The following is a 19,111-nucleotide window of genomic DNA, read 5'->3' on the forward strand; positions in this document are numbered from 1 at the left end:
TTCCGCGCGACGTGCGCCGTCCACTATAGCCAATGCCCAGGGCGACCGGAGCCGCCAGGGAGTGACGACCGTCACGAATCCCCGGGCGCTGCCTGGCCCCGCGCGCCTCGGGGCCATCCCGACCGTTTCCTGAACGGCGGGGAGCGCTTCCGCCGCGCCCTCCGCCGGCGCCGTGCACACCGTCACAAACCCTCATGACAAATGTCAGTGTCCCGTCGACCGGCCCGTTCATCCTGTGGTGAGCTGGCCGTGAACCGGCCGCCACTGGGCGGCAGTCCGCACGGCTGACCACCGTGCGCGGCCCGGGCCGACGCCGGGCGCCTCATACGAGACATCACGCGCCGTACGGCGCCACAGGGCAGGGGGACCCGCCATGCGTGTCACAACGCTCGACCAGCAGCTGGTGCTGCTCACTCTGGATTCCCGGGGGGCCTTCAGGGACCGCTACAAGACCGAATTCGCCGCGGCCGGCGGAGTGCTGCTCGAACTCGCCCTGCACGCCCGCATCGACGTGCCCGACGGCACCGTCACGGCCGTCGACGCCACCCCCACGGGGCAGCCGCCGCTGGACGCCGCGCTGGAGCGGATCGCCGCGAGCGAGCACCCGTATCCGACCCGGCGCTGGGTGCGGGAGCTGCGCAGGAGCGCGTTCGAGAACGCTGTGGACGCGTTGACCACCGCCGGGCTGCTGCGTACCGAGCCGCACCGGACCCTCGGGCTGCTGCTCACGCCGCGCCATCCGCGTACGGGCGAGGCGGCCGAGCGGGCCGAACGCACCCTGCGCAAGCGGCTGTCGGACCTGGTGACCTGCGCGGACGAACCGGCCGACGCGCGCACCGCCTGCCTGGCCGTGCTCGCCGACGCGGCCAGGCTGCACCGCTGGGCCTTCCCGCAGACCGACGCCCGCACGGTCGGCGAGCGCGCCAGGGAGCTCGCGGCGGCCGGCCTGATCGCCCCGGCGGTGCGCGGGGCCGTCGAGGTGGTCCAGCGCGAGGCGGCGGCAGCGGTCACCGCGGGAGCCGCCGGGGCCACCGCGTACTGAGTCACGGAGCCCGCCGAGCCGCAGAAGGAAAGCCACAAAGAAAAGGGCCCGAATCCCTCAGGGATTCGGGCCCTTCACGCTGAGCGGACGACGAGGCTCGAACTCGCGACCTCAACCTTGGCAAGGTTGCGCTCTACCAACTGAGCTACGTCCGCCTGCCTCCACCCGGCTCTCACCGAGTGGCGCGACCGATACTGTACCCCATCGTTTCCGATGTCGGGTCCAGCGAGAGCGGGTGACAGGGATTGCACACTGCGCCTCCCTCTTGGAAAGAGGGCGCTCTACTACTGAGCTACACCCGCGCGTTCCGCCTGGTCCGTTCCGTTTCCGGCCCGTTCCCTGCGGCGTTGACCACGACTTTAGCCCAGCACCCGGGGTGGATGGCAAATCGCGTGGCCCCGGCCGCCGGCGGCGGGAGCCGGGGCCCCAAGTCGCGGGTCAGCGCGAGGCGTTGAACGCCTCGTAGACCTTCTTCGGGATGCGGCCGCGCGCCGGCACCTCGAAGCCGTTGGACTCGGCCCAGGCGCGGACGGCGCGCGGGTCGGGGGCGACGGCGGTGTGCCGGTACGTCTTGCCGGACTTCGCCCGCTTTCGTCCGGCCTGCACATATGGTGCGAGTTCCTCGCGCAATTTCTTTGCGTTGGCGTCGTTCAGATCGATCTCGTACGACTTGCCGTCGAGCCCGAAGGACACCGTTTCCGCCGCTTCTCCGCCCTCGATGTCGTCGGAGAGCGTCACCACTACGCGCTGCGCCACGGATATCGGTCCTTCCGTCTGGATCACGAAGGAGATCGCCGGACAACTCCGCTTGGACAAGCGTTGACGTGCGAGGACGCCGGGCGATCCGGGGATCGGGATCAATGCCTTTGTATTTGTACAGCGGCAGACATCGCATTGCGAAGCGCGGATATTCCGGCTCGCGTGTCATCCCGCAATCGGGACCATACTTTTTTCTCGCCGGTTTTCCCAGTGCCGCCGTCTTGCCCCGTTCCGTGCGCCGGTGTTGCACGGAGGAGAGCCCCACGATATCAACGCGCGTAGATTTTCCGGGCCGGTACGCTGTCGAACGCAGCCCATCACCACATCACCGGGAGTACCAGTGGCTCGCGTCGTAGTCGACGTCATGCTGAAGCCGGAGATCCTCGACCCGCAGGGCCAGGCGGTGCAGCGTGCACTGCCGCGCCTCGGGTACGACGGCATCGCGGACGTACGCCAGGGGAAGCGCTTCGAGCTGGAGGTGGAAGGGCCGGTCGACGACGCAGCGCTGGCCCGTATCCGCGATCTCGCCGAGAACTTCCTGGCCAACACGGTCATCGAGGACTTCACCGTCCGAGTGGAAGAGCCCGCGGCCGACGGCGCGGGAGCCGCCGCGTGACCGCGCGGGTCGGAGTCGTCACCTTTCCGGGGTCGCTGGACGACCGGGACGCGCGGCGGGCCGTGCGCCTCGCGGGCGCCGAGCCGGTCGCGCTCTGGCACCGCGACAAGGATCTGCACCAGGTCGACGCCGTCGTGCTGCCGGGCGGATTCTCGTACGGCGACTATCTCCGCTGCGGCGCCATCGCGCGCTTCTCGCCGGTGATGGAAACGCTGGTGGAACAGGCGAAGAACGGAATGCCGGTGCTCGGCATCTGCAACGGCTTCCAGGTGCTGTGCGAATCGCACTTGCTGCCGGGCGCGTTGACGCGCAACGACCATCTCCACTTCATCTGCCGCGACCAGCGCCTGCGGGTGGAGAACGCGAACACCGCGTGGACCGCCGACTACACAGCGGGACAGGAGATCACCGTCCCGCTGAAGAACGGCGAGGGCGGCTACGTGGCCGATGAACGCACCCTGGACGAACTGGAGGCCGAGGGGCGCGTGGCGTTCCGGTATCTCGGCATGAACCCGAACGGTTCGCGCCGCGACATCGCCGGCATCACCAATGAGGCCGGGAACGTGGTCGGCCTCATGCCGCACCCCGAGCACGCCGTCGAGGAGCTGACGGGGCCGACCACCGACGGGCTCGGCTTCTTCTCCTCGGTACTCAAGAAGCTGGTCGACGCCTGATGACTGAAGCGCACACCACCGAAGCGCACACCACCGCGAGCACCAAGCTGGACACCGTCGAGCACGCCGCAGGCACCCCGGACGCCGAGCAGCCCTGGGCCGAACTCGGCCTGAAGCAGGACGAGTACGAGCGCATCCGCTCCATCCTGGGCCGCCGCCCGACCGGCGCCGAGCTCGCCATGTACTCCGTCATGTGGTCCGAGCACTGCTCGTACAAGAGCAGCAAGGCGCACCTGAAGCAGTTCGGCGAGAAGGCGCCCGAGACGGACGCGCTGCTCGTCGGCATCGGCGAGAACGCCGGCGTCGTGGACGCGGGCCAGGGGTACGCGGTCACCTTCAAGGTCGAGTCGCACAACCACCCCAGCTACATCGAGCCGTACCAGGGCGCGGCCACCGGCATCGGCGGCATCGTGCGCGACATCCTCGCGATGGGCGCGCGCCCGGTCGCCGTCATGGACCCGCTGCGCTTCGGCGCGGCCGACCACCCGGACACCAAGCGCGTGCTCCCCGGCGTCGTCGCCGGCATCGGCGGCTACGGCAACTGCCTGGGCCTGCCCAACATCGGCGGCGAGGTCGTCTTCGACGACTGCTACCAGGGCAATCCGCTGGTCAACGCCCTGTGCGTGGGTGTCATGAAGCACGAGGACATCCACCTCGCCAAGGCGTCCGGCACCGGCAACAAGGTCATCCTGTACGGCGCGCGCACCGGCGGCGACGGCATCGGCGGCGTATCGGTGCTGGCCTCCGAGACGTTCGACTCGGAGGGCCCGGCCAAGCGCCCCGCCGTCCAGGTCGGCGACCCCTTCCAGGAGAAGCTGCTCATCGAGTGCACCCTGGAGATCTTCAAGGAGAACCTGGTCGCGGGCATCCAGGACCTCGGAGGGGCCGGACTCTCCTGCGCCACCAGCGAGTTGGCCAGCGCGGGCTCCGGCGGGATGCGCGTGGAGCTGGACACCGTGCCGCTCCGCGACTCCTCGCTCTCCCCCGAGGAGATCCTGATGAGCGAGTCCCAGGAGCGCATGTGCGCGGTGGTCGAGCCGGACAAGGTCGACCGCTTCCTGGAGCTGTGCGAGAAGTGGGACGTGCTGGCCACGGTCATCGGCGAGGTGACCGAGGGCGAGCAGCTCGAGATCTTCTGGCACGGCGAGCAGATCGTCGACGTCCCGCCGCGCACGGTCGCGCACGAGGGCCCGGTCTACCACCGGCCGTACGAGCGCCCCGAGTGGCTGGACGCCCTCCAGGCCGAGGACGCGGCGAAGCTCCCGCGCCCCTCGACCGGCGACGAGCTGCGCGCCGACGTGCTGAAGCTGGTGTCCTCGCCCAACCAGGCGTCCAAGGCGTGGATCACCGACCAGTACGACCGCTACGTCCTCGGCGACACCGTGCTCGCCACCCCCGAGGACGGCGGCATGATCCGCATCGACGAGGAGACCGGGCTCGGCGTCGCGGTGGCCACCGACGGCAACGGCAGGTACGCCAAGCTCGACCCGTACACGGGCGCGCAGCTCGCCCTCGCCGAGTCGTACCGGAACGTCGCCGCCACCGGCGCCAAGCCGCTCGCGGTCACCGACTGCCTCAACTTCGGCTCGCCTGAGGACCCGGGCGCCATGTGGCAGTTCGCCGAGGCGACGCGCGGCCTGGCCGACGCGTGCCAGACCCTGGGCACCCCGGTGACCGGCGGCAACGTCTCGCTCTACAACCAGACCGGCGAGGCCGCCATCCACCCGACTCCTGTGGTCGGCGTGCTCGGCGTGATCGACGACGTGGCGCGGCGCACCCCGATCGCCTTCGCCGAGGAGGGGCAGCTGCTCTACCTCCTGGGCGACACCAGGGAGGAGCTGGGCGGTTCGGCCTGGTCCGAGGCGGTGCACGGCCACCTGGGCGGACTGCCCCCGGCCGTCGACCTGGAGCGGGAGCGGCTGCTCGCCGAGATCCTGATCTCCGCTTCCCGGGACGGGATGGCGGACGCCGCGCACGACCTCAGCGACGGCGGCCTGATCCAGGCGGTCGCCGAGTCCTGCATGAAGGGCGGCAGGGGCGCGCGGCTCGTCGTGCCCGAGGGCGTCGACCCGTTCGTGTTCCTCTTCTCCGAGTCGCAGGGCCGCGCCGTGGTGTCGATCCCGCGCAGCGAGGAGGTCCGCTTCACCGAGATGTGCGCGGCCCGCGGCCTGCCGGCGGCCCGCATCGGCGTGGTGGACGGCGAGGACATCGAGGTCCAGGGCCAGTTCACGCTCCCGCTGAGCGAGCTGCGCGAGGCGTACGAGGCGACGCTGCCGGAGCTGTTCGGCTGAGCGGAGTCCCGTACGGGCTGTCCCGTACGGGTCCCGTGCGCGTCCCTTACGGGCTGTCCCGTACGGGGCGCGGGCAAGGCATCAGGGGGCGGCCGCTCACAGCAGCGGCTGCCCCCTCTGCTCGTCGTCCACCGCGCGGTAGATCTCCCCCTGGAACCAGTCCGGCTCCGGCACATGGCGCAGCGTCATGGTCCCCTGCTCGGAGGCCGACTGGACGGAGAGCGTGCCGTAGCCCAGCAGCCGCTGCCACGGCGTCGCGCGGAAGCTCACGTCGTTGACCCGCAGCAGCGGAATGCTGCGGCTGCTCCTGGTCAGGAAGCCGGAGCGCTTGTAGATCCGCTTCGTGGTCAGTACGTAGCAGCGGTACCGCCACTTCAATACCGGGAAGAGCCAGCAGCGCAGCGAGCCCACCAGCGCGGCGAGCACCAGCACCCAGAAGGCGAACGGCGCCCAGGGTGCCCCGGACGGCAGCATGCCCACCAGCACGGCCGTGACCAGCCAGATCGCCCCCAGCAGCGCGAACTCCTCGACCAGCTGGGACCAGTGCTGCCGGGTGATGTGCAGCAGCTCCTCGTCCTCGGCCAGATCCTGCTCCGTAAACGACATATGGGGCATCGTGGCACAGGCCCCCCGCGCGGCCCCGTATGGACGCGAGGCCGTCGGCGGGGAGCGCTAACCTCGCGTCCATGCCGCCTGCCAAACGCACCACCGCCCGCAGCCACGACCCCGCCAAGGTCCGCAAGGCGCTCATCGCGCAGGTCGAGGCAGTCCAGGACGCCGCGCACGCCCTCACGGCGCAGCAGCGCGCGCTGCCCGCGGGACTGCCCGGCTGGGACGTGCACACATTGCTGGTGCACATCGCCCTCATGATCGACATCGTGCCGCGCTATCTCGCCGTACCGGAGTCCACGGCGCCAGCGCCCGAAGTGGACCTGCCCACATGGGCGCGCAGGGCCGCCGACGTCGCGGACAGGATCGACGAGGAAACCCGCGCGGAGGCCGAGCGCGTCACCGACGGCGCGGGCCGCATCGACGAGGCGGTCGCGCAGCTCGACCCGGTGCTCGAATCGGCCGTGCGCGAGGACCTGCTGATCCCGCACGGCTTCGGCGCCATGCGGATGCTCGACTTCACCGTGACCCGCCTCGTCGAACTCATCGTGCACAGCGACGACCTGGCCCGCGCCGCCGGTGTGCGGGTGCACCTGGACCGGCAGGCCCTCGCGGTCACCACCAGGCTGCTCGCCGACGCGCTGGCCGCGAAGTCGCCGGGCGGCGCCGTGGAGGTGCGGGTGCCGCCGTTCGCGGTGGTGCAGTGCATCGAGGGCCCGCGGCACACCCGCGGCACCCCGCCGAACGTCGTCGAGACCGACCCGCTCACCTGGCTCCGCCTCGCCACGGGCCGTACGGAGTGGGCCGAGGCGGTGGAACGGGGCGCCGTCTCGGCCCGAGGGGAGCGCGCCGACCTGGCATCGCACCTGCCAGTGCTGGGCTGAGCACCTGCCCGTGCTGAGTTGAGCACCTGCCCGTACTGGGCTGACCAGCACCTCGTACGGAGGCGGTGCGGGGCCGGCGCGAGGGCTCGGGCCGTACACCCCACGTGGCCGCCCGGTCACCCGCACCGCATGCGAAGTCCAACCTCCGTACCGGATTCGGAGCAGCGGGCCACCTGTCCTAGACTCGTGGACGTGCCACGTGGTGACGGACGACTCAACCACGACCTCCTCCCGGGTGAGAAGGGCCCCCAGGACGCCTGCGGCGTCTTCGGTGTCTGGGCCCCCGGCGAAGAGGTCGCCAAGCTCACGTACTTCGGGCTGTACGCACTGCAGCACCGCGGCCAGGAGTCCGCGGGCATCGCGGTGAGCAACGGCTCCCAGATCCTGGTCTTCAAGGACATGGGCCTGGTCTCCCAGGTCTTCGACGAAACATCGCTCGGCTCGCTCCGCGGACATATCGCGGTGGGCCACGCCCGCTATTCGACCACCGGCGCCTCGGTCTGGGAGAACGCCCAGCCCACCTTCCGCGCCACCGCCCACGGGTCCCTCGCCCTGGGCCACAACGGCAATCTGGTCAACACCACCGAGCTCGCCGAACTCGTCGCCAAGCAGGCGGCGGCGGGCAACGGCCGGGCCACCCAGGTCGCCGCGACCAACGACACCGACCTGGTCACCGCGCTGCTCGCGGGGCAGACCGCGGAGGACGGCACCGCGCTGACCGTCGAGGAGGCGGCACCGGTGGTGCTGCCGCAGGTCAAGGGCGCCTTCTCGTTCGTCTTCATGAACGAGAACACGCTGTACGCGGCCCGCGACGCGCAGGGGATACGCCCGCTGGTCCTCGGCCGCCTGGAGCGCGGCTGGGTGGTGGCCAGCGAGACCTCGGCGCTGGACATCTGCGGCGCCTCCTTCATCCGCGAGATCGAGCCCGGCGAGTTCATCGCCATCGACGAGGACGGCCTGCGCAGCAGCCGCTTCGCCGAAGCAAAACCCAAGGGCTGCGTCTTCGAGTACGTCTACCTGGCCCGCCCCGACACGGACATCGCGGGCAGGAACGTCTATCTCTCCCGCGTCGAGATGGGCCGCAAGCTCGCCCAGGAATCCCCGGCCGACGCCGATCTGGTCATAGCGACCCCGGAGTCCGGCACCCCTGCGGCAGTCGGCTACGCCGAGGCCAGCGGCATCCCGTACGGCAGCGGACTGGTCAAGAACAGCTATGTGGGCCGGACCTTCATCCAGCCCAGCCAGACCATCCGCCAGCTCGGCATCCGCCTCAAGCTCAACCCCCTCAAGGAAGTCATCCGCGGCAAGCGCCTGGTGGTCGTCGACGACTCGATCGTCCGTGGCAACACCCAGCGCGCCCTGGTCCGGATGCTCCGCGAGGCCGGGGCCGCCGAGGTGCACGTGCGGATCTCCTCGCCGCCCATCAAGTGGCCCTGCTTCTTCGGCATCGACTTCGCCACCCGCGCCGAGCTGATCGCCAACGGCCTCTCGGTCGAGGAGATCGGCAAGTCGCTGGGCGCCGACTCCCTCGCGTACATCTCCATCGACGGGATGACCGAGGCGACCACCATCGCCAAGCCCAACCTCTGCCGCGCCTGCTTCGACGGCGAGTACCCGATGGACCTGCCCGACCCCGAGCTGCTGGGCAAGCAGATCCTGGAAGCGGAGACCGAGGCGCCGTCGCACAGCGACGCCGACGGCGTGCAGAGCATGACCGCGGGCCTGGGCGCCTCCGACGCGCTCAAGCGCCCGTAGCCGCTCCCGCGCCCCGCACACCCTCCGCATCAGCATCACCCCGACCGACCCCGAAGGGTTCTCCGCCATGCCTTCTCAGTCCCGTCCAGGCGCCGGCCACGCGGCCGCGGACACCGGCGCCAGCTACGCCGCGGCGGGTGTCGACATCGAGGCCGGCGACCGTGCCGTCGGCCTGATGAAGGAGTGGGTGCGCAAGGCGCAGCGCCCGGAGTCGGTGGGCTCCCTCGGGGGCTTCGCCGGCCTCTTCGACGCCAGCGTCCTCAAGCGGTACGAGCGGCCCCTGCTGGCCTCGGCCACCGACGGCGTGGGCACCAAGGTGGCCGTCGCGCAGCGCATGGACATCCACGACACGATCGGGCACGACCTGGTCGCCATGGTCGTCGACGACCTGGTGGTCTGCGGCGCCGAGCCGCTGTTCATGACCGACTACATCTGCGTCGGCAAGGTCGTGCCCGAGCGCGTCTCGCAGATCGTGAAGGGCATCGCCGAGGGCTGCGTCCTGGCGGGCTGCGCCCTGGTCGGCGGCGAGACGGCCGAGCACCCGGGCCTGCTGGGCCCCGACGAGTACGACGTCGCGGGCGCCGGCACCGGCGTGGTCGAGGCCGACAGGATGCTGGGCGCCGATCGCATCCGTACGGGGGACGCGGTGATCGCGATGGCGTCCTCCGGCCTTCACTCCAACGGGTATTCGCTGGTCAGGCACGTCCTTCTGGAGCGTGCCGGCCGCGCGCTGGACGAGCGCGTGGAGGAGTTCGGGCGGACCCTCGGCGAGGAGCTGCTGGAGCCCACCAAGATCTACTCGCTGGACTGCCTGGCGCTGAACGCGGCCACAGAGGTCCACGCGTACTCGCACATCACCGGCGGCGGCTTGGCCGCCAATCTGGCCCGCGTGATCCCCGACGGGCTGCACGCCACCGTGGACCGCTCGACCTGGACGCCCGGCGCCGTCTTCGACCTGGTCGGCACCGAGGGCCGGGTGGAGCGCGAGGAACTGGAGAAGACCCTGAACATGGGCGTCGGCATGATCGCCGTCGTCCCGCAGGACTCCGCCGACGCGGCGCTGGCCACCCTGTCGGACCGCGGTGTGGACGCCTGGGTCGCCGGCGAGATCGGCGAGCGCGCAGCGCAGACCGAGGCGGTGACCCTGACGGGCGACTATGCGCGCTGAGTCAACAGCCGCTGCGCTGCGTGAAGTTCGCGGAGCCCGTGCGCCTCACCCGGTGCACGAGGCCCGCGGACCTCACAGAGCAGCACAGAACCCGGTCCGGCAGTGCCGGACCGGGTCATGGCTGGTGGACGTCAAGCGCGACGTCGTTGCGACGAGGAATTCGAGGACTCGTCCTCGTCCTCTTCCTCATCGTCGTTGTACAGCTCCGCGTACTGTGCGTACGGGTCGTCGTCCAGCTCATCGCCCTCGAAACGATCGCCGTTCGGCGACTGGTTCGACGTCGATGCGCCCAGCTCCTCGGCCAGGCGCGTGAGGTCAGTCCCACCGCTGTTGTACTTCAGCTGGCGGGCGACCTTCGTCTGCTTGGCCTTGGCCCGGCCGCGCCCCATGGCTCGACCCCCTCAACGACGGGGCTCGACGGCCCCAGAGTCTTGACACGCGTTCATAGTGCAGAGCGGACTCTCGACAGAGAGACCGGTCCGTAGGGCTTCAACGGTACCTGCTTCCGCGGCCGTACGGTACGTCGCCCGCACGACCCGAGAGCGTCCCGACGCGCCCGGTGACCTTCCCTTTGCTGGTCAGACGAGATTTTACCTTGCCGCTCCGAGTCGTCTCGCCAAGGGGTCGTGAGAAGACTCTCGCCGCAGGTCAGACGTGTCGTGGCGGGGCCGGCACGGTCAGTCGCCCGCCCCCTTCCCGGCGGCGATCCGCTGTTCCGCGAGGCGATCGGCCGCTGCCGCCGGCGGCACCCCGTCTTCGGCGGCCCGCTCGAAGATCGACAGCGTGGTGTCGAAGATCTTTGCAGCCTTTGCTTTCGCGCGGTGAAAATCGAAGCCGTGCAGCTCGTCGGCTACCTGGATCACGCCGCCGGAGTTGACCACGTAGTCCGGCGCGTAGAGGATCCCGCGGTCCGCGAGGTCCTTCTCCACGCCGGGGTGGGCGAGTTGGTTGTTCGCCGCGCCGCAGACCGCCTTGGCGGTGAGCACCCCGACGGTGTCGTCGTCCAGCGCGCCGCCGAGCGCGCACGGTGCGTACAGATCGAGCCCCGGTACGCGGATCAGCGCCTCGGTGTCGGGGACAGCGGCGACCTCGGGGTGCGCGGCGCGGACACGGGCCACCGAGTCGGCGCGCACGTCGGTGATCACGACCTGCGCCCCGTCCTCCAGCAGGTGCTCGACCAGGTGGTGGCCGACCTTGCCGACGCCCGCGATGCCGACGGTGCGGCCGCGCAGCGTGGGGTCGCCCCAGAGCCGCTGGGCGCTCGCGCGCATGCCCTGGAAGACGCCGTAAGCGGTGAGCACGGAGGAGTCCCCGGCCCCTCCGTTCTCCGGTGAACGGCCGGTGGTCCACCGGCACTCGTCCGCGATGACGTCCATGTCCTGTACGTAGGTGCCGACGTCACACGCGGTGACGTAGCGGCCACCGAGCGAGGCCACGAACCTGCCGTACGCGCGCAGCAGTTGCTCGGTCTTGATCTGCTCGGGGTCTCCGATGATCACGGCCTTGCCGCCGCCGTGGTCGAGCCCGGCGAGCGCGTTCTTGTAGGACATCCCGCGCGCGAGGTTGAGCGCGTCGAGAACGGCGGCCTCGTCCGGCGTGTGGCCGTGCGTCGAGGCGTCCGTGTACGCGTGGAAGCGGGTGCCGCCGAGGGCCGGGCCCAGGGCGGTGGAGTGGAGGGCGATGACAGCCCGCAGGCCGCTGGCGCGGTCCTGGCAGAGCACGACCTGTTCGTGGCCGCCCTGGTCGGAGTGGAACAGGGTGCGCAGAACTCCCGCGTCGCTCGGACCGTCGACGCTGACGGTGTGACGTACGTCGGTCACGGTGGTGACTCCTGTGTGTGAGGTGTCGCGGTGACTGGTTGTCGGCGGGCGCCCCCTCAAGGGGTGCTGAGGGGCCGGCCGGACAGCAGCGTAGGCCCTGCGCATTGCGGCATCGTTGCGGTGCCACGATCGGGGTAGTCAACTGTCCCTCCGGGAGCGCCCGTCGGGGCATCGGCAGCACAGTTGAACGGCCACGACGGGTACCGGAAGCGACGGGGAAGCAACTGACGGCACGGCCGCACGAGCGACGGAGGAGAAGCGAGTGGCCCAGCAGGCGGCGGTCATCGTCCCGTACACGGCGTATCTGCGGGTGTACGAGCCACTGGCCGCGTTCCCGGAGCCGGAGCGCTCGCACTGGGTGCGGTACGCGAAGCGGGAGCGGTTCCCCACGGCGCAGGACGAACTCCGGCGCTCACTGGCCGACTTGCTGCCCGTACCGCCGGTCGCGGTGCCCGTACGGGAGAGCGCCGACGCGTTCGTGGCCGAGGTGGACGGCGTGACGTGCGTCTGCCCCTGGCGGACCCGGCTGCGCGGCTGGCAGGCGCTCTCGGCGCTGACCCAGGCCGCGGGGGAGGCGGACATCGCGCTGCCCCAGCCGGTGCTGGACGCGGCCGTCCCGCCGGTGGTCCGCAGGGAGGCCGAGGCGGACTACGAGGCGTGGCTGTCTCGCAATCCGGACGCCAGGCCGTGGATCAGGACGGCCGTGTGGCATGTTCCGGTTCGGTGGTTCGTACTCTTCTCCGATGAAGAGAAGGAGTTTGCGAAGCCGGGAACGGGTGAGGAGAGCGGTCAGCAGTTCGTCCTCCGGTACAGGACCCCGATGGTCGAGGCGCGGCGCCGCCTCGCCCGCGGCCTGAAGGTGCTCCGCGAGGAGCTGGAGGAGGGACCGCTCGTCGAGGGTCTGGTGGATGTGGGGCGCTGGCTGGAGGAGTTCCATCCGCGCTCACTCGTCGAACTGGATTACGGCGGCCTCGTGCACGTCATCCCCGAGGACGGCCTCGCGGCCGACCACTCCGCGGCCGATGTGGCGGAGGGCATCGCGGCGCTCAGGGAGGGCGACGGCGAGCGGGCCGGCGCGGCGTACGAGCGGCTGACGGACCGCTGGCGCGCGGTGCGTGAGCTCCAGTTCGCCAACTGAGGGCACGTACGGAGGGGCCGGCCGGTCACGGCCGGCGAGCGGAACGGACCGGACCGGTCCGGATGCTGGGATCCGGATTCGGACTCCTTCGGACGAATAGGGCATACTGCCTGTTCAGCGTGGTCAGGACCTAGGTCCTGAACCGGGCTATTGCCTCAAGCGTGACGGATAGCACGTAACCCGGGTCTTGCTGGCAGACCTACCCCCCGTGTCAAAATAGGACAAGGAGCTCGGAGAGGGCTCCATACGTCCAACTACGGGCGGATTGGCCGGTATTGCGCTCCTTGGTGGGTCTGGTGGCGATCAGTCACCTTGTGACTGATCGTCACGGCGACGTAACTGTCCGCTATGGCACGGTCCATCGGCTTCCGCCGAGGTTGAACACCTGAGAGGGCAATTCCATCGGTTTGGCCGTCGTGGCTGGACAGATGGTGTAGTTGTAGTGCCGAGGACAAGCCGTTCGTCCTATAACCGACTCGGCTCGCGTGCGCCATTTCGGGCAACGCGGGTCAAGGTGCAGAATTTAGAGGAAAGAACCGTGATGGTTCGGTTCTCCCGAGGAGGCCGCTCATGACCGCTCGCACCCCTGATGCCGAGCCGCTGCTGACCCCGGCTGAGGTTGCCACGATGTTCCGCGTGGACCCGAAGACGGTCACGCGCTGGGCAAAGGCAGGCAAGCTCACGTCCATTCGCACGCTCGGCGGGCACCGCCGCTACCGCGAAGCGGAGGTGCGTGCGCTGCTCGCGGGCATCCCGCAGCAGCGTAGCGAGGCCTGAAAGGCCGGGCAGCAGCAGCCTGAACCATTGGGCCGCAGAGCCTGATTCAGGCGAAAAAGAAGCTGAAAAACCGCTCAATCAGGGCGTTTCCGGGCCCCCACTCCCGTTGACGCCCAACTGGCACCACACGCAGGGCCACTGTCCCCAACAGTGCTTGTGCGTCGGTCGCGCTGGACTCCGCCGGGTCCAGCGCGATCTTTTTTTGTGCCGGAAAACCCCTGCGTGCGCCCGGTGATCACCGGGGGACACGGGGCCGGCCGCCGGGCGGTGCCGTCGCCCGAACCGGTCCGTGAGCTGCCGGAACGCCGTTCGTCCGACCCTCCCGAGTGCCCGACTCGGCCGCCGCCGCGGTGACTTGGAGGCCGTCGGAGAGACAGCGCGGCGGCACGGCTCGGAGAGGCGAGGGAGCACGGGAGAGGGCAGTGCAATTGCACATATTAAATTGACCGGGTGTGACGGGCCGTTGAGTTCCCCATTCCTCGGGGCGGATTCGGTGACACCCGTCACAGCAGGGACTTCTTGAAGCGCGGGTTACCCCTGCGATAGTGGGGAAGGCGCTCAGGTCGGCCGTCCGTCCGGGTTCCAGAGTGACATCCGGTGCGTGCTCGCGGGGGCCGCTTTGGTCACTTCGATGAGGGACTTTGGTCCTCGGCCTGTGCCGATTCCAGTGCCAGTCGCAGCAGTCGGTGGCATATCGGACAGTGCCTGGTCACATGCCGGTAGCGCGTGGCGGCCGCGAGATGCGCGCGCAGCAGCGCCTTCGTCTCGTGCCGGGTCCTGCCAGCCGCCTTGGCCCGCATCCCGCCCCACCTCCTGGATCGCCCTTCTTGCAGGCGTACTCGCGGCCCGTGCGGGCGTCAAGGCGCGGATCCGTCCCGAAGATGCCGCGGGCCCGTGCCGCGCGGTTCCTCGCGCACGCGCCACGCGCCCGCGAGGGCGCTCCCGCGCGGGCGCGGAGGGTTTCGGAGGACGTACGGCGGCAGCGGGCGGGCGCGCGAGGTGCGGGGCGGTCGTACGCAGCGGGCGCGGGGCGGGCGTACCGGACCGGAGCGGGCCGGAAACGGCGAAAGGCCCGTCTCCGTGAGGGAGACGGGCCTTTCGTGATGCCTATCCGTGCGGTCCTGACGGGATTTGAACCCGCGGCCTCCACCTTGACAGGGTGGCGAGCACTCCAAACTGCTCCACAGGACCTTGTGGTGCGCCGTGTTCGGCACGAGACGAGACTTTACAGCAGGCCCGGCCGCCGAGGCGAACTCACGTTGCGTGACTGACCCGTTACGGCCGTCACGACCCTGCGGCGCCCGGCGGCGCCACCGCGTCCACGGCCTTCATGATGCGTTTGTCGGAGACCGGATACGCCGTGCCGAGGGCGTGCGCGAAGTAGCTGACCCGGAGTTCCTCGATCATCCAGCGGATGTCCAGCGCGGCCTGCGGGACGGGCCTGCCCTGCGGGAACTGCTCCAGCAGCCACAGGTACTCGTCGCGCATCTCCTGCACCTTGGCCATCCGGGAGCGGTCCCGCTCGGCGTTGTTGGGGAGCTGCTGGAGGCGCCGGTCCACGGCCACCAGATAGCGCAGCAGATCGGGCAGCCGGCCCGCGCCGTGCTTGGTCACGAAGCCCGGGCAGACCAGCTCGTCGAGCTGCCGGCGCACGTCCTGCACCGAGGAGAGCAGCACCGGGCTGTTGAGCCCGCGCAGCCGCTGCTCGCAGGAGTGCCAGGCGGCCAGCACCTCCTGGACCTGCTTCACGGTGCGCAGGGTGGCGTCCACCAGGTCGGTCCGTACCGCGTCGAAGAGCTTGCGGAAGGACTCCTCGTCCCAGGCGGGGCCGCCGTGCACGCCGATCAGGTGGTCGGCCGAGGCCGTCACGCAGTCCTCGAAGAGCGCCTGCACGCTGCCGTGCGGGGAGCGGGAGAGCGCCAGCTTCTGCGGGTTGGACATCTTCGACGCGGCGAACTTGGCCGGGTCCGAGGGGATGTTGCGCAGGATCAGCTTGCGGGTGCCGCGCCACATCGCGCGCTGCTGCTCGGCCTCGGTGTCGAAGAGCCGTACGGAGACGGTGTCGGTTCCCTGGCCGTCGTCGGCGAGGGCCGGATACGCCTTGACCGGCTGGCCGGCGCGGCGGGTCTCGAACGTGCGGGGGAGGCTGCCGAGCGTCCAGGAGGTCAGCCCCGTACGCCCTGTCAGGGAGTCGGGGGCGTCCGCCGGACCCGAACCGCCGCTCTGCGGCGCCTCGTTGGCCTGTGCGGCGCTCTTGCCGCCCTTCGCGCCCTTGCGGGCGCGGGAGCGCTCGGAGGACGCGAACGCCTTGTTGATCGCTTCCTGGGTGCGGCTGCGCAGCCGGTGCCGCAGGTCCTCCAGGTCCTTGGACTCGGCGAGCTTGCGCTGCCGCTCGTCCACGACCCTGAACGTGATCCGCAGGTGGTCGGGGACCTTGGCCAGGTCGAAGTCCTCCGCGCCGACCTGCACGCCGGTCATCCGCTTGAGCTCGCGCGCGAGCGTGACCGTCAGCGGCTCCTGCCGGGGCTGTGCCGCCTGGGACTGCGCCGCCGCGAGGAAGCGCCGCGCGTAGTCGGGCGCCGGCACGCAGTGGCGTCGGACGGGCTTGGGGAGCGCGCGGATCAGCTCGGTCACCAAGTCCGCGCGCAGGCCCGGGATCTGCCAGTCGAAGCCCTCGTCGGCGACCTGGTTGAGCACCTGGAGCGGGATGTGCACGGTCACGCCGTCCGCGTCGGCGCCGGGCTCGAACTGGTAGGTCACCGTGAAGCGGAGCTCGCCCTGCTGCCAGGTGTCCGGGTAGTCGGCCTCGGTGACCTGCTGCGCCTGCTCGTTGATGAGCATGGACTTCTCGAAGTTGAGCAGGTCCGGCTCTTCGCGGCGCTTCTTCTTCCACCAGGAGTCGAAGTGGGCGCCGGATACGACGTGTTCGGGTACGCGCTGGTCGTAGAAGTCGTACAGCGTCTCGTCGTCGACCAGGATGTCCCGGCGCCGCGCGCGGTGCTCCAGCTCCTCGACCTCGCCCAGCAGCTTCCTGTTGTCCTGGAAGAACTGGTGGTGGGTGCGCCAGTCGCCCTCCACCAGCGCGTTGCGGATGAACAGGTCGCGGGAGGTCTCGGGGTCGATCCGCCCGTAGTTGACCTTGCGGGCGGGCACGATGGGCACGCCGTAGAGCGTCACCTTCTCGTACGCCATCACCGCGGCCTGCTTCTGCTCCCAGTGCGGCTCGCTGTAGGTGCGCTTCACCAGGTGCTCGGCGAGCGGCTCGACCCAGTCGGGCTCGATCTTCGCGTTCACCCTGGCCCAGAGCTTGGACGTCTCGACCAGCTCGGCCGACATCACCCAGCGCGGCTGCTTCTTGAAGAGCGCGGAGCCGGGGAAGACCGCGAACTTGGTGCCGCGGGCGCCCAGATACTCGTTCTTCTCGCCCTCCTTGACCCCGATGTGCGAAAGCAGCCCGGCCAGCAGCGACTGGTGTACGCGGTTGCCGTCGGGCTCCTGGTCGCCGGAGTTGAGCTGGAGGCCCAACTGCTTCGCGACCTGCCGGAGTTGGGTGTAGATGTCCTGCCACTCGCGTATGCGCAGGTAGTTGAGGAACTCCGACTTGCACATGCGGCGGAAGGCCGAGGTGGAGAGCGCCTTCTGCTGCTCGCGCACATAGCGCCACAGATTGAGCAGCGCGAGGAAGTCGCTGGTCTCGTCCTTGAAGCGGGCGTGCTGCTGGTCGGCCTGCTGCTGCTTCTCGGACGGGCGCTCGCGCGGATCCTGGATGGAGAGGGCCGCCGCGATGACCATGACTTCGCGAACGCAACCGTTCTGCTCGGCCTCCAGGACCATCCGGGCCAGCCGCGGGTCGACCGGGAGCTGTGCCAGCTTGCGTCCCGTGCCGGTCAGCCGCTTCTTGGGATCCTTCTGCCGGGTGTCGAGCGCGTGCAGCTCCTCCAGGAGCTGGATGCCGGCCTTGATGCTGCGGTGGTCCGGCGGGTCGATGAAGGGGAACTTCTCGATGTCGCCGAGCCCCGCCGCCGTCATCTGCAGGATCACCGAGGCCAGATTCGTACGGAGGATCTCCGCGTCGGTGAACTCGGGGCGGGAGAGGAAGTCCTCCTCCGAATACAGCCGGATGCAGATGCCGTCCGACGTGCGGCCGCAGCGGCCCTTGCGCTGGTTGGCGCTGGCCTGGCTGACCGGCTCGATCGGGAGCCGCTGCACCTTGGTGCGGTGGCTGTAGCGGGAGATGCGCGCGGTGCCCGGGTCGATCACGTACTTGATCCCGGGGACGGTGAGGGAGGTCTCCGCCACGTTCGTCGCCAGAACGATCCGTCTGCCGCTGTGCCGCTGGAAGACGCGGTGCTGCTCGGCGTGCGACAGCCGCGCGTAGAGGGGGAGGACCTCGGTCTGCGGGAGCTTGCGCTTGGTGAGGGCGTCGGCGGTGTCGCGGATCTCCCGCTCGCCGGAGAGGAAGACCAGGATGTCGCCCGGGCCCTCGCCGCGCAGCTCGTCCACGGCCTCGCAGATCGCGGTGATCTGGTCGCGGTCCGGGGTGTCGGACTCGGCCTCCAGGAGGGGGCGGTAGCGCACCTCGACCGGATACGTGCGGCCCGAGACCTCGACGATGGGGGCGGCGGGGCTGTCCGCGCCCTCGGTGTCCTGCGGCTTCGGCTTGGTCGCCGGCTCGGCCTGGTGCTCGGCCTCGGCTTCGGCCCGCTGCTTCGGTGCCTGCCCGGACTGCTGCTCGGTCCCGCGCCCGGACTCCGTACCCACCGTGGCGAAGCGGCCGAAGTGGCGGGCGAAGCGCTCCGGGTCGATGGTCGCCGAGGTGATGACGACCTTCAGGTCGGGGCGGCGGGGCAGCAGTTGGGCGAGGTAGCCCAGCAGGAAGTCGATGTTGAGGCTGCGCTCGTGCGCCTCGTCGATGATGAGCGTGTCGTACTGCCGCAGCTCGCGGTCCTGCTGGATCTCGGCCAGCAGGATGCCGTCGGTCATGAGCTTGACCAGCGTGTTCTCGCCGACCTGGTCGGTGAAGCGGACCTTCCAGCCGACGGCCTCGCCGAGCGGGGTGTCCAGCTCCTCGGCGATCCGCTCGGCGACCGTGCGCGCGGCGATGCGGCGGGGCTGGGTGTGGCCGACGAATCCGTGCACGCCGCGGCCCAGCTCCAGGCAGATCTTGGGGATCTGGGTGGTCTTGCCCGAGCCGGTCTCGCCGGCCACGATCACGACCTGGTTGTCCCGTATCGCCTCGAGGATCGCGTCCTTCTTCTCGCTGACCGGGAGCTGTTCGGGATAGGCGATCGCCGGCACGGCCTCGCGGCGGGAGGCGACCCGCAGCTCGGACTCGTCCATGGCGTCGGAGATCTCCGCGAGCACGGCGTCCCGCGCCTCGGGCTTACGGATCTTCCGCGCACCCTCCAGCCTGCGGGCGAGGCGCGTACGGTCGCGCAGCATCAGCTCGGGCAGGCGCTCGCGGAGAGCGGCGGCGGAAAGGGGCGTGGAAGTCGACATACCTGGCCCAGGATCTCACCTCGCGGATCGGCGTGGCGAACGGTTTGCGCTCCGCTCCGCCTCCTCGGGGGCTCCATGG

The 19,111-nt window shown here is 70.2% G+C and carries 15 protein-coding genes and 3 tRNA genes; 9 read left to right on the forward strand and 9 right to left on the reverse strand.

What is annotated here, in order from left to right; genetic code table 11:
• The first annotated feature begins 373 nt into the window (after positions 1-373).
• Entirely contained in the window at positions 374-1,042 is a 669-nt protein-coding gene (locus tag ABEE00_RS32090; protein ID WP_345749289.1) for a GOLPH3/VPS74 family protein, read from the forward strand.
• Positions 1,043-1,124: 82 nt separating this feature from the next.
• Here ABEE00_RS32090 and ABEE00_RS32095 read toward each other — a convergent pair.
• The 3 genes from ABEE00_RS32095 to ABEE00_RS32105 all read right to left on the reverse strand — a co-directional run bounded on the left by ABEE00_RS32095 (position 1,125) and on the right by ABEE00_RS32105 (position 1,798).
• Positions 1,125-1,197, reverse strand: a tRNA-Gly gene (locus ABEE00_RS32095).
• A 75-nt stretch (positions 1,198-1,272) separates the two neighbouring features.
• Positions 1,273-1,344, reverse strand: a tRNA-Gly gene (locus tag ABEE00_RS32100).
• Positions 1,345-1,480: 136 nt separating this feature from the next.
• Positions 1,481-1,798 (reverse strand): histone-like nucleoid-structuring protein Lsr2, encoded by a 318-nt coding sequence (locus ABEE00_RS32105; RefSeq protein WP_345749290.1) that lies wholly within the window; start codon positions 1,796-1,798, stop codon positions 1,481-1,483.
• Positions 1,799-2,141: 343 nt separating this feature from the next.
• On the opposite strand from ABEE00_RS32105, the gene purS reads away from it, so the two are divergent.
• The 3 genes from purS to purL are packed head-to-tail and all read left to right on the forward strand — an operon-like array spanning position 2,142 to position 5,382.
• Positions 2,142-2,417, forward strand: coding sequence for a phosphoribosylformylglycinamidine synthase subunit PurS (purS, locus tag ABEE00_RS32110; RefSeq protein WP_345749291.1), 276 nt, complete (start codon positions 2,142-2,144; stop codon positions 2,415-2,417).
• Positions 2,414-3,091: a phosphoribosylformylglycinamidine synthase subunit PurQ gene (purQ, locus tag ABEE00_RS32115; RefSeq protein WP_345749292.1), complete on the forward strand. Its 678-nt coding sequence runs from the start codon at positions 2,414-2,416 to the stop codon at positions 3,089-3,091. Before purS ends, purQ begins: the two co-directional genes overlap by 4 nt.
• Positions 3,091-5,382 carry a phosphoribosylformylglycinamidine synthase subunit PurL gene (gene purL / locus ABEE00_RS32120; protein WP_345749293.1) on the forward strand — a complete coding sequence of 764 codons (2,292 nt, stop codon included), beginning with the start codon at positions 3,091-3,093 and terminating at the stop codon, positions 5,380-5,382. The genes purQ and purL overlap by 1 nt, the downstream gene beginning before the upstream one ends.
• Positions 5,383-5,478: 96 nt before the next feature.
• On the opposite strand, the gene ABEE00_RS32125 is transcribed toward purL, so the two are convergent.
• Positions 5,479-5,988: a PH domain-containing protein gene (locus ABEE00_RS32125; protein WP_345749294.1), complete on the reverse strand. Its 510-nt coding sequence runs from the start codon at positions 5,986-5,988 to the stop codon at positions 5,479-5,481.
• Between the two features lie 80 nt (positions 5,989-6,068).
• On the opposite strand from ABEE00_RS32125, the gene ABEE00_RS32130 reads away from it, so the two are divergent.
• The 3 genes from ABEE00_RS32130 (at position 6,069) to purM (ending at position 9,798) form a co-directional block, all read left to right on the forward strand.
• The gene (locus ABEE00_RS32130) at positions 6,069-6,875 is read left to right on the forward strand and encodes a sterol carrier family protein (protein WP_345749295.1); all 807 of its coding nucleotides are present in this window, start codon (positions 6,069-6,071) and stop codon (positions 6,873-6,875) included.
• Between the two features lie 192 nt (positions 6,876-7,067).
• Positions 7,068-8,630, forward strand: coding sequence for an amidophosphoribosyltransferase (gene purF / locus ABEE00_RS32135; protein WP_345749296.1), 1,563 nt, complete (start codon positions 7,068-7,070; stop codon positions 8,628-8,630).
• Between the two features lie 67 nt (positions 8,631-8,697).
• Positions 8,698-9,798: a phosphoribosylformylglycinamidine cyclo-ligase gene (purM, locus tag ABEE00_RS32140; protein WP_345749297.1), complete on the forward strand. Its 1,101-nt coding sequence runs from the start codon at positions 8,698-8,700 to the stop codon at positions 9,796-9,798.
• A gap of 131 nt (positions 9,799-9,929) precedes the next feature.
• Here the strand turns inward: purM and ABEE00_RS32145 are convergent, their stop codons facing one another.
• Both ABEE00_RS32145 and ABEE00_RS32150 read right to left on the reverse strand, forming a co-directional pair.
• Positions 9,930-10,187, reverse strand: coding sequence for a DUF3073 domain-containing protein (locus ABEE00_RS32145; RefSeq protein WP_345749298.1), 258 nt, complete (start codon positions 10,185-10,187; stop codon positions 9,930-9,932).
• Positions 10,188-10,475: 288 nt separating this feature from the next.
• Entirely contained in the window at positions 10,476-11,618 is a 1,143-nt protein-coding gene (locus ABEE00_RS32150; RefSeq protein ID WP_345749299.1) for a Leu/Phe/Val dehydrogenase, read from the reverse strand.
• Between the two features lie 262 nt (positions 11,619-11,880).
• Between ABEE00_RS32150 and ABEE00_RS32155 the strand changes: the two genes are divergently transcribed.
• Both ABEE00_RS32155 and bldC read left to right on the forward strand, forming a co-directional pair.
• Positions 11,881-12,756 carry a DUF8083 family protein gene (locus ABEE00_RS32155; RefSeq protein WP_345749300.1) on the forward strand — a complete coding sequence of 292 codons (876 nt, stop codon included), beginning with the start codon at positions 11,881-11,883 and terminating at the stop codon, positions 12,754-12,756.
• Between the two features lie 570 nt (positions 12,757-13,326).
• Complete coding sequence (gene bldC, locus ABEE00_RS32160) at positions 13,327-13,533, forward strand: developmental transcriptional regulator BldC (protein WP_003949541.1); 207 nt, start codon at positions 13,327-13,329, stop codon at positions 13,531-13,533.
• Between the two features lie 623 nt (positions 13,534-14,156).
• Here bldC and ABEE00_RS32165 read toward each other — a convergent pair.
• The 3 genes from ABEE00_RS32165 to hrpA all read right to left on the reverse strand — a co-directional run bounded on the left by ABEE00_RS32165 (position 14,157) and on the right by hrpA (position 19,032).
• Positions 14,157-14,333 carry a DUF6274 family protein gene (locus tag ABEE00_RS32165; protein WP_345749301.1) on the reverse strand — a complete coding sequence of 59 codons (177 nt, stop codon included), beginning with the start codon at positions 14,331-14,333 and terminating at the stop codon, positions 14,157-14,159.
• Positions 14,334-14,649: 316 nt separating this feature from the next.
• A tRNA-Asp gene (locus ABEE00_RS32170) sits at positions 14,650-14,724 on the reverse strand.
• Between the two features lie 93 nt (positions 14,725-14,817).
• Positions 14,818-19,032 carry an ATP-dependent RNA helicase HrpA gene (gene hrpA, locus ABEE00_RS32175; RefSeq protein ID WP_345749302.1) on the reverse strand — a complete coding sequence of 1,405 codons (4,215 nt, stop codon included), beginning with the start codon at positions 19,030-19,032 and terminating at the stop codon, positions 14,818-14,820.
• Positions 19,033-19,111: the final 79 nt, after the last annotated feature.

Source organism: Streptomyces odontomachicola (assembly GCF_039605595.1).
Classification (GTDB): domain Bacteria; phylum Actinomycetota; class Actinomycetes; order Streptomycetales; family Streptomycetaceae; genus Streptomyces.